Origin of the sequence: Nonomuraea sp. NPDC049750 (genome assembly GCF_040659625.1) — a bacterium.
Taxonomy (GTDB): domain Bacteria; phylum Actinomycetota; class Actinomycetes; order Streptosporangiales; family Streptosporangiaceae; genus Nonomuraea.
The window spans coordinates 94,617-106,994 of record NZ_JBFANB010000025.1; the positions used below are offsets into that span (position 1 = coordinate 94,617).

Consider the following 12,378-nt stretch of genomic DNA (forward strand, 5'->3'; position numbering starts at 1 on the left):
GTAATCGCGGAAAGGGCGCCACACAAAAGAGGGGATGGATAATTCCATGAAGGCGAACAAGCGAGTGGCCTCGGTCGCACTTATGCTCGGTCTCTTCGGCTCCGCGCTCGTGGGTGGCGCTTCCATGGCCCAGGCCACCGGCGGTTATTCCTGCTCCAACGGCCTCGCCAACGTCATCACCTGCAACAACACCGTCGTGAACGTCACGGCCATCAAGAACTCGGTCTTCAACACGTACGCGTCGTTCAACCCGACGGTTATCATCAAGAAGATCAACGTCTGTATCGCATCGGTCTGCTCGTAATTCGGATCCGGGCTCGGATGGGGGCCCGGAGGCGATAGTGCGCAGTAAGTTCTGAGGCTACGGCGGGCCGCTGACCGGGCGGTGGCCCGCCGTAGCCTGCTTTTCGCTGAATGCGCGTTGAATGGCCCGCTATTAAGGGACCACCGCATAGGCCCTGACGGGAAACGTCCCCATGCCCGCCACCATGGGCGGCGCGGCGTGGAAGCGGAAACCCTCGTCCGGCAGCGCCGCGAGCCCGGTCATGTGCTCGACCAGCGGGATGCCGGCCTGGAGCAGCACCGAATGTGCCGGGCGCGGGCCGCGCGACGGGGTGTCGTCGATGTTCAGCGAATCGATGCCGGCCAGCGCCGCCCCCTGCTCCGCTAGCCAGGCCGCCGACTCCGGCGCCAGATACGGGTGCTCGCGCTGATACTCGTCAGTGCCGAAGTGCCGGTCCCAGCCCGTCTGGATCAGTACGGCCCGGCCGCGGACGTCCAGGTCCTCGTCGAGGACGACCTTTCTGACGCCCTCGGCCCGTACCACCAGCCCTGGCAGATCGGCCAGCTTGCTCAGCGGCACTTGTGACAGGTCCTGGCCGTCGGGGTAGCGGTGGTAGGGGGTGTCCAGGTAGGTGCCGGTATTGGCGGCCAGCGCGATCGTGCCGATGTGGAACTCGGTGCCCGGCTCGTAGACCTCGCGCGAGGCCTCCCTGCTGAGGTGCGTACCGATCACCGGCCCCGGAATGCCCGGGTACGTCACCATGCCGTCGGTGATGCGGTGGCTGAGTTCGACGATCATTGAGCGAATCCGATCCTGGTGAGCTTGTAGATGGCCGTGGCGCCGATGAGGGCCCAGACGAGGTTCAGGCCCGCCGAGGGCCAGGCGGCGTTCGCGGCGCTGTTGACCATCAGGCCGATCGAGCCGGCCAGGTTGATCAACTGGTAGTGGGCGCCGTCACCGGACATGCGTGACGAGGAGACCATGGCGTACCCGAACAGCAATAACGCGGCGCCCAGCCAGCCGAGGGCGTCAACGAGGAAGCTCATGCGCGCAATTGTCCGGAGTTATTGCGCTGAAGCGCAAATAAAGATTGCTAAAGGTTGACGTAAGCTGATCTGCATGGACATCGACCCCCGCCGGCTGCGTGTCCTGCACGAGGTCGCCCGCCGCGGCGGCGTCATGCGCGCGGCCGAGGCCCTGTTCCTGACACCGTCGGCGGTGTCCCAGCAACTCTCCCAGCTCGAACGTGAGGTGGGCCTCGCCCTCATCGACCGCTCACAGCGCCGCGTCTCGCTCACTCCGGCGGGCCGGGTGCTCGCCGGATACGCCGAGCGTGTGGAGGAGGAGCTGGCCGAGGCCAGGCGCGAGCTCACCCGCTTCACCGAACGGCTGGCCGGGCCGGTGCGGATCGCCGCCTTCCCGACGGTGATCAAGCACGTTCTGGTGCCCGCCATGCGCGACCTCGCCGTCCGCCACCCCAAGATCGTGCCGGTCATTCACGAGGTGTACGGCCAGCCCGCGCTCCAGGAGCTGCGGCTGGGGGCCGTGGACGTGCTGATCACCGAGCAGGACATGAGCCTGCCGGTGCCGGCTCAGCCGTCGCTGGCCGTCCGCCCCCTGTACGTGGACGAGTACCGCATCGTGGTGCCGCCGGACGGGCCCGACCCGCACACGGTCGCCGACCTGGCGGAACTGCCGTGGGTGGCCAGCGAGCCCGACCAGGCGTGCGGGCAGGCGCTCGATCGGCTGGCCGGGCTGCACGGGTTCGAGCCGCGCAAGGTGCACGTCATCACCGAGTTCGATCCCACGCTGGCGCTGGTGGCGGCCGGGTACGGGGTGGCGATCGTGCCGTCGCTCGCCCTGCTGGACGTGCCGGAGGGGGAGGTGCGGGTCAGTGAGATCCGGGATGTGGGGGCGCGGCGGCTGGACGCCGTCACGCGGGTCAGCCGTACGAGATCGGGGGAGCCGGACCCGGTGCAGTCGGTGGTGATCAGCGCGATCGAGGACGCCACCGCCGCGCTGGACGCCACCCTCGTCGGCCACCTCCACACCCCCGAGCCACTTGACTCGTAGCGCTGATCGATCAACTGTGCCCGGCCGGTGAATCGGTCCCGGCCGGGCGTCGCCGACATGGGTCAGCGGCGCAGCAGCGGTAGCCTGCTCCAGCCGTGCGCGATGAAGGACGGGACGTGCGGCAACTCGCTCTCGTCCACGGCCAGCCGGAGGTCCGGGAACCGGGCGAACAATCCGGGCAGGGCGGTGAGCGCCTCCTGACGGGCGAGCGGAGCGCCGATGCAGCGGTGCACGCCGATGCCGAAGGCCAGGTTTTCGTCGCGGTCCTGGGTCGGGTCGAACCGGTCGGCGTCCGGGCCGTGCTGGTCGGGGTCGTGCCCGGCCGCCAGATAGCTGGTGATGATCGCGTCGCCCGCCTCGATCCGTACACCACCGATCTCGATCGGTTCGATCGCGAACCGCAGCGGCAGGTTGGCGATCGACGGCGCCCAGCGCAGTGTCTCCTCGATCACCGCCTCCCAGGAGATCTCTTCCGCCAGGACCCGCCGGAGGTGGTCGGGATGGGTGAGCAGGGCGTGTACGGCGTTGCCGATCAGGTTGACGGTGGTCTCGTGCCCGGCCGCGATGAGGAGCAGCAGGGTGTCGCGCAGCTCGTCGTCGCTGAGCGAGTCGCCGCTGTCGCGGACATTGATCAGCTCCGTGGTCAGGTCGTCGCCCGGGTGCTCGCGCTTGTAGGAGACGAGGGCGGGCAGCACGGTGCCGATCTGGGCCGCCGTGGCCGCCGCCTGCTCCGGGGTGGCGGTGGTGTCCATGATGGCCTCCATCACCTGGGCCATCGCCACCCGCATGTCCGCCGGGACACCGAACAGCTCGCAGATCACCCGCATCGGCAGCGGGTGGGCGTAGGCGCCGCGCAGGTCGACGACCTGGCCCGGCGGCACCGCGGCCATGGCGTCCAGCAGCTCCGCGACGATCCCCTCGACGACCGGCTGCATGGCCTTGGTACGGCGCGCGGTGAAGCTCGGGGCGATGAGCTTGCGCAACCGCCGGTGCTCCTCGCCATAGGCGCTGAGCATGTTCGACACGCCGATCCAGGTCATGATCCAGGTCCAGCCCGGCTCGGTGAGCGCCTGAGGCAGCAGCCGCCAGTGCCGCTTGTCCTTGCTCACCCGCGGATCGAGGATCAACTGCTTGAGCAGGTCGTGCCGGGTTACGGCCCAGGCCGGGATGCCTCCCGCGAGCTCTACGAGGACCAGGGGGCCGAGGTCACGTAGCCGACGGACCTCACCGGGGAGGTCTGCTCCGAAGGGGTCAAGGACGACGGGGGCTGCACTACCCAAGGGGATTCTCCTGGCTGATCTGGGCGGATGGGGGTGAAGCGCACCGGCAGATGTGCCAGCGCACGGTGGAACGGGCCGGGCCGCCACGGGAGCTCCTCGCGTGGCACGGTCAGTTCCAGGTCGCACAGGTGAGAGGTCAGGCGTTCGATCGCGGTCATGGCGATGAGCACGGCCGGGTCGCTGGCCGGGCAGCGGTGCGGTCCCGCGCCGAAGCCCAGGTACGCGCCGCCGTCGGAGCGCAGCTCTTCGGGAATGTTGGTGGGCTCGGTGTTGGCCGCGGCGTAGGAGACGAGGACCAGCTCGGCCGGCTGGATCCAGGTGCCGTGGAAGTGCACGGGCTGGCGCACGAAGTACGGGCCGTAGTTCGACATGGCGGGCTCGGCGCGCAGGGCCTCCATGAGGGCGTCGTACGTGCTGAGCGCGCCGTTGGTGAGCGAGCTGTAGTAGCGGTCGTCGCTGACCATCCGGGAGATCGTGTTGGAGATCAGATTGGCCGTGGGCTCGTAGCTGGCGGCCATCACGAGCACGATGTTCTGCGCCAGCTCGTCGGTCTGCAGCGCGGCAGGATGGTCGATGAACCAGGAGGTCAGGTCGTCGCCCCGCTGGGCGTACTTGGCCTGGATCAGCTCGCCGATGTAGCGGCCGAACGCTTCGCTGCCCCGTGCGCCTGTCTCGCCGTCAGCTTCCATCATGTCCGCCAGGGCCTGGATCAAGTCGGCGCTGTCGGCGTCGGGCCGCCCGAAGAGCAGGTTGAAGATGCGGGCCGGGATGAGCCGGGCGAAGTCGGCGACCAGGTCGGCCTCGCCCTTCGCGGCGAACTGGCTGATGAGCGAGTCCGACACCTCGATCACCATCTGGCGCAGCTTGTGCGGCTGGACCAGCTGGAAGCAGTCGGAGATCACCTTGCGGTAGCGGGCATGCTCGGCCCCGTCGGAGAACAGCGCGTTGGGCCGGTGGCCGAGCATGGCTATCATGCCCGCGGCCTCGGGGGTGTCGGGGAGCCGCGTCTGCCAGGCGCTGGGGTTCTTGCTCCAGACGCCGCCGACGTTGGTGAGGACGTCCAGGGCGGCCTTGTAGTCGATCACCAGGTGGGCCTCGACGCCCGGGGCGATCTCCACGGGGGCGACCGCGCCGTGCCGCCGGCGAAGATCCGCGTAGACCGCCTGCGGGTCGCCGGCGTACTCAGATCCGTACAGGCGCCCGGCGTCGGGCATATAGCGCATGGTCATGACAGCACCAGCTCTCTGATGTGCTCCACCAGCGCGATCAGCGAGGCGCGGGCGGAGGCGGGGTCGCGGGCGTCGCACACCACCAGCGGCGTGCGCGGGCCCAGGTCGAGCGCCTCGCGCAAGGCCTCCGGCGGGTAGTCCGGCGAGTCGGGGAAGTGGTTGACGGCCACCGCGTAGCGGATGCCCGCCTTCTCCACCAGGTCGAGGACGGCGAAGCTGTCGTCGATGCGGCGGGTGTCGGCCAGCACCAGCACCCCCAGCGCGCCGCGGACCAGCTCGTTCCACAGGACCTGGAACCGGGTCTGTCCCGGTGCTCCGAACAGGTAGAGCACCACACCCGGCAAGGTGAGGCGGCCGAAGTCGATCGCGGTGGTCGTGGTCGTCTTCTCGTTCACGCCGGTGAGGTCGTCGACCAGCGTGCCCGCCTGGGTGAGCACCTCCTCGGTGTTGAGGGGCCTGATCTCCGAGAGGGCGCTCACGATGGTCGTCTTGCCCACGCCGAACGGCCCGGCGATGACCAGCTTGACCGGGATGTGTTCGGTACTGATGCCGCTGTCAAAGAGCGCGGAGGCCACTGAGCACCAACTCCAAGATCTCGATGTCGGGCAGGTCGGCGGTCGGCGGATCGCGGGTCAGCAGCGTTCCGCCCCCGACCAGCCCGGCGACCAGCAACCGCACCACGCAGTACGGCAGTCCCAGATGCGCGGCGCACTCGTACACCGACAGCGGCCCATCCCGCAGCAGGGCGAGCAGATGCGAGCCCGGAGGGTCCAGCCCGATGGTGGCGGCGTCGGGCGCGATGTAGACCAGGGTCGTGCGCTCGACATTGATGTGCTCGGGCACGGTCAGCCTCGCGGCGGCCATGTAGTCCGGGACGACACGCCGCCGCCGTCCGGAGGTCATGTCCGGACGCCCGGCACCCTGGCCGCGCTGGCCTCGTCGAGAGCCTTGACCAGCTTCTGCACCTGCAACTGCACCTCGAAGGCCAGCGCGCCGATGTTGACCGTGCCGGTGGCGGCGACGACGATGGCGGCGCGGTCGCCGGCCGGGGCGATGTAGTAGTAGCCGCCGCTGCCGGCGGAGATGACGATGTCCACCACTTCGCCGTCGGCGCCGTTGCTGAGGCCGTCGCACAGGGCGCGGGCCGCCCCCAGTACGGAGCTCGTCATGGCGGCGGCGCGCTCGCCGGTCTCGGCGGTCACGTCAGCGGAGCCGCCGAGGATGAGCCCGTCACGGCTCAGCACCACGCCGCGGGCGACACCGGGCACTGCCAGCAGAGGCGACAGGACCCAGGACACATCGAGGGACAACGGGCGACCCTTGGTCTGAACACGGCTGGAAGCGCTGTGAGCATCCATGGAGCGGTCAAATCCCTTCGGTGATGTCATGCTGCTGCTCCGGCGGCAGCGCTTCGCGGCGGCCCGCTTCGGCTCCGACCTGGAAGTCGCCCCACCGCTTCTGGGCCTCCTCCGGGGTGGTGAGCACCCTGTCGTCCGAGCCGCCCCGGCCTCTGCTGGGCCTCGGCCCGGTCGGCGATTGGCGGCGGCGCTGTGGCAGTGGCGCGAGATCCCCCGCAGGGGCCTGTCGCTGCTCGGGGGTCGTCGCGGGTTCTGTACGGAGCGTCGCCGCGGGCTCGGGTCGTACGGAGGAGGCGACGGGCTCCAGCCGGATGGCCGGTGCCGGTGCCGGGGCCGGTGCTGGGGCCGGTGCTGGGGCCGGGACGGCTGCCACGTGCGCCGACCGGAGGGCGGTGGCGGAGGCCGGGATTGCGGCGCGGATCGGCTCGGGCGCCAGCACCGACGGACGGCTGTCCTCCGGCATCTCCACCAGCAGGGCGGTGGGGATGTTCAGCACGGCCTGGACGCCGCCGAAGGCGCTCTTCTTGACCGTGACCTGCATGCCGTAATGCGCGGCCTGGCGGCCGATCGCGGCCCAGCCGGTGTGGGGCGGATTGCCCAGGTCGATCAGGCGGACCGGGTGGGTGCCGCTCAGCAAGCGGGTCGCGCGAGCGTACTGGTCCTCGTTGAGGCCGACACCGGCGTCGTCGATGACGATGGCGGCGCCGGTGTTGGTCTCGTGCACGGCGATGGTCACCTTGAGCGTGCCGTGGGAGTGGTGGACCGCGTTGGCCAGCAGCTCTGCCGTGATGAGCAGGATCGACTCCGCGGCGCGGGCGGCGACCCCGATCCGGCGTCGCAGGTGGTTGGCCGGGCCCTCGACGCGTTGCTCGAAGTTCTCCACCCGGGAGATGGCGCCGACCATCAGGTCCACCAGGTAGGTGTCATCACGTGACAGGCCGGGCGTGGCGCCGCAGGCGATGCCGGTGACCTGCACGCGACGGATCATCAGTTCGTTGAACATGTCGAGCCCCAGCACCTCGCGCAGCAGCGCCGTGTGCTCGTCGCCGCTGTAGCGCTGTTGCACGCCGGCCAGCAGGTCCTGGGCGCGCAGCGCCTGGGTCTGCACGCGGGACATCGCGCCCCTGACGACGGCCTGGGCCGCCTCGTCGATGCGCTCGCCTTCCTCGCGGACGCCGCGGGTGAGCGCCTCGAGGATGGCGCGGTGCTGTCTGTCGATGTCCGTGCCGGCCAGCGCCGGATTCTGCACGCCGGGCACGATCACGTGCGGGGCGCGCAGGTGGGACAGCAGGGCGGGTATCCGCTTCGAGATCAGGTGCTCGGTCTCGGCGCGCAGGAGGTCCTGTTGGGCGCGCGCCTCGCGGATCTGCTCCACGCTCTCCTGAGCTTGGCGCTCCACCTGCGCCTGCCACTGGTTCCTGGCACTGGTCTCGCGTGTCAGGTGCTCGTGAGCCTGACGGGCCTGGACGAGCTCCCCACGGACCTTGGCGAGGTCGCGGCGTAGGCGTATGTGGAAGATGACGACGCCCGCGAGGGCGAGGGCGAGAACGGCGGCGCCGATCATTATCGGGACACTGAAGGAGTCTGGCGGCATGACAGTCCTGGGGTCGGGGAGAGCCGGCGGGGAGGGTGTCGACCGCCGAAGGGCCCGTTAGCGGCGCGTGTCGGTCTCACGCGGCGGCCGACGGGGGCCGGGTCGGCGTGGTACGAGCCCTTCCGCGACGCCGGCACCGCTACGTGCCTGGTGCGGTTCTGCCGGAGGCATGGCGGTGCCAAGCGACATGGGCATCCTCGGTCTCAGTGGAACGACGGCCAAACGGGAAATCCAGTATTCCCGTTTGGCTAGGTTAGTCAACTATGAGTGAGGAAATCACTGCGTTCGGCAATACGGTTTCTCGTCCGATTTGTCGGGTTTAATGCCGATGGACCGCGATGTCGTGGACTGTGGTGCTGGGCGTGAGGAAGGCGAGTAGCCGGGCGCCTTCGGCGTCGAGTTGTTCGCGTTCGGCCGCGGTCAGTTTCCGGAATGGGCGCACGGTCAAGGTCGCGGTGTCGTGGTTGGTGGCGAGTTTCCAGGTGGCGGCTACGTAGCCGTCGACCAGTACGGAGCGGGGCTGTTCGTTGGTCCTGCCGAAGCCCTGGTCGGCGTAGTTGACGGTGACCACGCGGTTGCGGTCGTTGTGGGAGAGCAGCAGGTTGTCGAAGTCGTAGAGAAAACGTACCGGGGCCGGGGTGTCCGGATCCGGCCGTGGCGCGTCGGGAAGGTCGAACAGTTCACGGCCCTGCTCGTCCCGGAAGGTGACCAGGCGTGGCCGGAGCCGGTCGATGACCTCGGACAACCGAGTCAGCCCGCACCATCGCTGGGCGTCGAGGACGGTCGCCGGGCCGAAGGCCGCCAGGTAGCGCAGTACCAGGGTGTCCACCGACGCGGCCTGGTCCACTGTCCGGCCGAGCCAGGTCTCGACCGTGGTGTGGGCGGCCGGGCCGCTGCGGCCCCACAGCCCGCGCGGCGGGACCTGCACCAGCGGCACCCAGGCACGGGCCGCCTGGGCCAGCGCGGCCGGGTCGCGTTCCGGCCACCGCTGGGCCAGCTTTCGGCCCAGGGCGCTGAACGTCAGTGGTTCGGATGCCAGCAGTTCGCGGGCGGTGGACACGAGTTCGGCCTGGTCCAGGCCGGTGAGGTGGCGGCCGAAGGCACCCAGCGTGCTGCGCTCGATGACCGGCTCCACCAGCGGCCGTAGCCAGAGGCAGTCGGCGGCGGTCACCAGGTGGATGGTCGAGCGCATCAACGCCATTCGTACGATGGCGCCGTCAGTGAGCAGCCGGGCGGTGGGTTCGGGAGCGTAGTCGACCAGGCGGGTCCACAGCCCGACGTACCAGGTGTGCGGCGTCTGGGCTTGCAGGCCGGCCAGCCGTTCCAGCGCCTGCGGCACGGTCAGGTCCGCGCGGTGCAGCAGCAGTTGCCGGTCGAGGGTGGCTCGGTTGAGCGCGCGGGTGGTGAGTCGTGGCACGAAGGGTCCTCAAGGGGTGGGGTAGCCGGGCCGCGGCCGCCGCGGCCCGGCAGGGCGCCGCTAGCGGAGCGGGCGGAAGAAGGCCCGGATGTCGGCGGTGAGCAGGTCGGGTGCTTCCAGGGCGGCGAAGTGGCCGCCGCGGTCGAATTCCGACCAGTGGGTGATGTTGTTGCCGTATTCGGCGTAGCGGCGGATGGGCAGGTCGTGGGCGAACACGGCGACACCGGTGGGTGTGGTGGCCGGCTCGGTGTGCCAGGTGTTGGCGTGCATGTTCTCGTAGTACAGGTTGGCGACGGACCCGGCGGTGCCGGTGAGCCAGTAGAGCATCACGTCCGTCAGCAGCAGGTCCCGGTCGATGGCGGCCTCGGGCAGGTCGGCGGCGGGGAAGCTCCACTCCTTGAACTTCTCGACGAGCCAGGCGAGCTGGCCGACCGGTGAGTCGGTGAGGGCGTACGCCACCGTCTGCGGCCGGGTGGCCGAGATCTTGAAGTAGCCGCTCTGGTCGTCCATGAACTCCTTCGCCCGTCCCAGTCGGGCCCGCTCGGCGTCGGTCAGCGTGGCCCGCTCCTCGTCCGAGACCTCCCCGAACGGGATGAACCCGAAGGAGGCCGCGTTGACGTGTACACCGACGACCTGCCCGATGGCGGCACGGCCGAGTTCCGGGGTGACCAGGGCGCCGAGGTCGCCGCCCTGCGCGCCGTACCGGTCGTAGCCGAGCCGGCTCATCAGCCGCGCCCACGTCCGCGCGATCCGGCCGCTGTTCCATCCGGTCTCTTGGGTGGGGCCGGAGAATCCGAAGCCGGGCAGCGACGGGATGACCAGGTGGAAGGCGTCGGCCGGGTCCCCGCCGTGCGCGGCCGGATCGGTCAGCGGGCCGATGACCTTGAGAAACTCGACCACCGATCCGGGCCAGCCGTGGGTGAGGATCAGGGGCAGGGCGTCCGGGTGCGGGGAACGTATGTGCATGAAGTGCACCCGTTGCCCGTCGATCTCGGTGGTGAACTGCGGGATGTCGTTCAACGCGGCCTCATGCTTGCGCCAGTCGTAGGAGGTGCGCCAGTACTCGGCCAGCTCCTTGAGGTAGGCCAGGGGAACGCCGCGGCTCCAGCTGACATCGGGCAGTTCGCTCGGCCACCGCACGGCGGACAGCCGGCGGTGCAGGTCATCGAGATCGCTCTGGGGGACATCGATCCGGAACGGCATGATCGTTTCGCTCATGTCTGACACGCAAGGTCTCCTTGAATGATGTCTCGTGGCTAGAACGCGGCGGCGTGGTCGAGGACCCAGTCGTGGTAGCCGCGCGCGGGCCGACCGGTGACCTTCTCGATGTCGGTGGTGGTGGGTGCGATGCGGCCGACGGAGGCGGCCCAGGTGGCGAAAATGCTGTCCAGGATGGGGCCCGGCACGTGGGCGCTCATCGCCTCGCGCACGGTCTCGGCGGGTAGTTCGGCGTAGCTGATGGGCCGGCCGAGCGCCTGGCCGAGGATGGCGGCCTGGTCTGCGTGGCTGAGCGACTGCGGGCCGGTCAGCCGATAGGTCTGACCGGCGTGCCCGTCCTCGGTGAGGGCGGCCACGGCGACTGCGGCGATGTCGGCTTCGTGCACCGGGGCGGATGCCGCGCCGGCATAGGCGCCGCGGATCACGTCGCCGGACCTGGTCTGCCCGGCCCACATGAGGCTGTTGGCGGCGAACACGTCCGGGCGCAGGAAGGTCCACGCCAGGCCGGAGCCGCGCAGGGCCTGCTCGATCTCGGCGTGGTAGGTGGCGATCGGCCCGTCCTGGACCTCCGCGTCGTCGTCCACCCCGCCGGAGGACAGCAGCACGACCCGGCGCACGCCAGCCCGCTGGGCGGCGGCGGCGAAGGCGGGCCCGCTGCCCGGCACGGCGAACAGGAAGACCGACTCCACGCCGGTCAGGGCCGCGTCCAGCGACGCCGGGTCGGCCAGGTCGCCGGCGACGACGTCGACCTCGGCCGGCCACACCGTCTGCTGCGGGGACCGGGTCAGGGCACGCACGGCGTGACCGCTGGCGACCAGCAGGTCGAGCACGTGGCGGCCGACGTTTCCGGTGGCGCCGGTGACGAGGATCATGAAGCTCTCCTTGATTTCGAGGGTTCCCGGGCGACCCCGGTACGAGGAACACTAGAAACCATTGAGGACAGGTCCGGTCCTCAAGTCTTCGGATCGAAGGGAATTGCGCGCGGATGTTGGAAACCTCGGCGCGGCTGCTGCGGCTGCTGTCCCTGCTCCAGTCCCGCCCCGACTGGCCCGGCGGCGAGCTGGCCGAGCGCCTCGGTGTCACCACCCGTACCGTCCGCCGCGACGTCGACCGGCTCCGCGAGCTCGGCTACCCGGTGGAGTCGGCCACCGGCATCACCGGCGGCTATCGGCTGGGGGTCGGCGCCGCCCTGCCGCCGCTGCTGCTCGATGACGACGAAGCCGTCGCCATCGCGGTCGGCCTGCGCGCCGCCGCTACGGGCACGGTCACCGGGATGGAGGAGACCTCGCTACGCGCGCTCGCCAAGCTCGAACAGGTTCTGCCCTCCCGGCTGCGCCACCGCGTGGGCGCGATGCAGTCGGCCATCCTGCCGCTGACCGGCCCCGGCCCGATGGTGGATCCCGATCTGCTCACCGCCTTGGCCGCCGCCTGCCGCGCCCACGAGGGCATCCGCTTCGGGTACCAGCAGCGCGCCCGCCGCGTCGAGCCGTACCGCCTCGTCCACACCGGCCGGCGGTGGTACCTGCTCGCCTTCGACCTCGACCGCGACGACTGGCGCACCTTCCGCGTCGACCGTATGGACTCGGCTCCGCAGCCTGGGCCGCGTTTCACGCCCCGGCCCGAACCCGCCGAGGGGGTACGGACCTATGTCTCCAACGCCCTCACGAGTTCCCCGTACCGGTATCGGGCGACCATCCTGTTCCACGCGCCGCTCGACGTCGTCGCCGAACACACCTCACCTACCGCGGGCCGCCTCGAACACCGCGACGCGGACAGTTGCCTCTTCTACGCCGGCGGCGACTCCCTCGATAAAATCGCCCTCTACGTCGCGCTCAAAGGCTTCGACTTCCAGGTCCTTGACCCGCCCGAGCTCAAGGACCATGTCCGGGCACTCGCCGGCAGGCTCACCAACGCCGGGTCATAAGC

14 protein-coding genes are annotated in these 12,378 nt (G+C 70.0%); 3 read left to right on the forward strand and 11 right to left on the reverse strand.

Annotated features, from left to right (window positions below):
- The first annotated feature begins 46 nt into the window (after window positions 1-46).
- A complete protein-coding gene (locus AB0J16_RS43465; RefSeq protein ID WP_358551112.1) occupies window positions 47-304 on the forward strand; it encodes a hypothetical protein in 258 nt (85 codons plus the stop codon).
- A gap of 132 nt (window positions 305-436) precedes the next feature.
- Here AB0J16_RS43465 and AB0J16_RS43470 read toward each other — a convergent pair whose 3' ends face one another.
- Both AB0J16_RS43470 and AB0J16_RS43475 read right to left on the reverse strand, forming a co-directional pair.
- Window positions 437-1,081 (reverse strand): cyclase family protein, encoded by a 645-nt coding sequence (locus tag AB0J16_RS43470; RefSeq protein ID WP_358551114.1) that lies wholly within the window; start codon window positions 1,079-1,081, stop codon window positions 437-439.
- Complete coding sequence (locus AB0J16_RS43475) at window positions 1,078-1,329, reverse strand: hypothetical protein (protein ID WP_358551116.1); 252 nt, start codon at window positions 1,327-1,329, stop codon at window positions 1,078-1,080. The genes AB0J16_RS43470 and AB0J16_RS43475 overlap by 4 nt, the downstream gene beginning before the upstream one ends.
- A 73-nt stretch (window positions 1,330-1,402) precedes the next feature.
- On the opposite strand from AB0J16_RS43475, the gene AB0J16_RS43480 reads away from it, so the two are divergent.
- Window positions 1,403-2,356 (forward strand): LysR family transcriptional regulator, encoded by a 954-nt coding sequence (locus AB0J16_RS43480; RefSeq protein ID WP_358551118.1) that lies wholly within the window; start codon window positions 1,403-1,405, stop codon window positions 2,354-2,356.
- 62 nt (window positions 2,357-2,418) lie between these two features.
- Here AB0J16_RS43480 and AB0J16_RS43485 read toward each other — a convergent pair whose 3' ends face one another.
- From AB0J16_RS43485 to AB0J16_RS43525, 9 genes are all read right to left on the reverse strand, one after another.
- On the reverse strand, window positions 2,419-3,636 hold the full coding sequence (locus AB0J16_RS43485) for a cytochrome P450 (RefSeq protein ID WP_358551120.1): 1,218 nt from the start codon (window positions 3,634-3,636) through the stop codon (window positions 2,419-2,421).
- Complete coding sequence (locus AB0J16_RS43490) at window positions 3,540-4,865, reverse strand: cytochrome P450 (RefSeq protein WP_358551122.1); 1,326 nt, start codon at window positions 4,863-4,865, stop codon at window positions 3,540-3,542. The genes AB0J16_RS43485 and AB0J16_RS43490 overlap by 97 nt, the downstream gene beginning before the upstream one ends.
- The gene (locus AB0J16_RS43495) at window positions 4,862-5,440 is read right to left on the reverse strand and encodes an ATP/GTP-binding protein (RefSeq protein WP_358551124.1); all 579 of its coding nucleotides are present in this window, start codon (window positions 5,438-5,440) and stop codon (window positions 4,862-4,864) included. The genes AB0J16_RS43490 and AB0J16_RS43495 overlap by 4 nt, the downstream gene beginning before the upstream one ends.
- Window positions 5,421-5,768, reverse strand: a complete 348-nt coding sequence (locus AB0J16_RS43500; protein WP_358551126.1) for a DUF742 domain-containing protein — start codon at window positions 5,766-5,768, stop codon at window positions 5,421-5,423. Before AB0J16_RS43500 ends, AB0J16_RS43495 begins: the two co-directional genes overlap by 20 nt.
- On the reverse strand, window positions 5,765-6,175 hold the full coding sequence (locus AB0J16_RS43505; protein WP_357961336.1) for a roadblock/LC7 domain-containing protein: 411 nt from the start codon (window positions 6,173-6,175) through the stop codon (window positions 5,765-5,767). The genes AB0J16_RS43500 and AB0J16_RS43505 overlap by 4 nt, the downstream gene beginning before the upstream one ends.
- A gap of 55 nt (window positions 6,176-6,230) precedes the next feature.
- Window positions 6,231-7,787: an ATP-binding protein gene (locus AB0J16_RS43510; protein ID WP_358551128.1), complete on the reverse strand. Its 1,557-nt coding sequence runs from the start codon at window positions 7,785-7,787 to the stop codon at window positions 6,231-6,233.
- A gap of 349 nt (window positions 7,788-8,136) precedes the next feature.
- Window positions 8,137-9,234: a winged helix DNA-binding domain-containing protein gene (locus AB0J16_RS43515; RefSeq protein ID WP_358551130.1), complete on the reverse strand. Its 1,098-nt coding sequence runs from the start codon at window positions 9,232-9,234 to the stop codon at window positions 8,137-8,139.
- Window positions 9,235-9,294: 60 nt separating this feature from the next.
- Window positions 9,295-10,452 (reverse strand): epoxide hydrolase family protein, encoded by a 1,158-nt coding sequence (locus AB0J16_RS43520; RefSeq protein ID WP_358551132.1) that lies wholly within the window; start codon window positions 10,450-10,452, stop codon window positions 9,295-9,297.
- 38 nt (window positions 10,453-10,490) lie between these two features.
- A complete protein-coding gene (locus AB0J16_RS43525) occupies window positions 10,491-11,324 on the reverse strand; it encodes an NAD(P)H-binding protein (RefSeq protein WP_358551134.1) in 834 nt (277 codons plus the stop codon).
- Between the two features lie 113 nt (window positions 11,325-11,437).
- On the opposite strand from AB0J16_RS43525, the gene AB0J16_RS43530 reads away from it, so the two are divergent.
- Entirely contained in the window at window positions 11,438-12,376 is a 939-nt protein-coding gene (locus AB0J16_RS43530; protein ID WP_358551136.1) for a YafY family protein, read from the forward strand.
- Window positions 12,377-12,378 lie beyond the last annotated feature (2 nt).

Bases quoted from the DNA above. Each gene is read 5' to 3' on its own strand.
- AB0J16_RS43465 (WP_358551112.1), top strand. From the start codon at position 47: ATGAAGGCGAACAAGCGAGTGGCCTCGGTCGCACTTATGCTCGGTCTC.
- AB0J16_RS43470 (WP_358551114.1), bottom strand. From the start codon at position 1,081: ATGATCGTCGAACTCAGCCACCGCATCACCGACGGCATGGTGACGTAC.
- AB0J16_RS43475 (WP_358551116.1), bottom strand. From the start codon at position 1,329: ATGAGCTTCCTCGTTGACGCCCTCGGCTGGCTGGGCGCCGCGTTATTG.
- AB0J16_RS43480 (WP_358551118.1), top strand. From the start codon at position 1,403: ATGGACATCGACCCCCGCCGGCTGCGTGTCCTGCACGAGGTCGCCCGC.
- AB0J16_RS43490 (WP_358551122.1), bottom strand. From the start codon at position 4,865: ATGACCATGCGCTATATGCCCGACGCCGGGCGCCTGTACGGATCTGAG.
- AB0J16_RS43500 (WP_358551126.1), bottom strand. From the start codon at position 5,768: ATGACCTCCGGACGGCGGCGGCGTGTCGTCCCGGACTACATGGCCGCC.
- AB0J16_RS43510 (WP_358551128.1), bottom strand. From the start codon at position 7,787: ATGATCGGCGCCGCCGTTCTCGCCCTCGCCCTCGCGGGCGTCGTCATC.
- AB0J16_RS43520 (WP_358551132.1), bottom strand. From the start codon at position 10,452: ATGAGCGAAACGATCATGCCGTTCCGGATCGATGTCCCCCAGAGCGAT.
- AB0J16_RS43525 (WP_358551134.1), bottom strand. From the start codon at position 11,324: ATGATCCTCGTCACCGGCGCCACCGGAAACGTCGGCCGCCACGTGCTC.
- AB0J16_RS43530 (WP_358551136.1), top strand. From the start codon at position 11,438: ATGTTGGAAACCTCGGCGCGGCTGCTGCGGCTGCTGTCCCTGCTCCAG.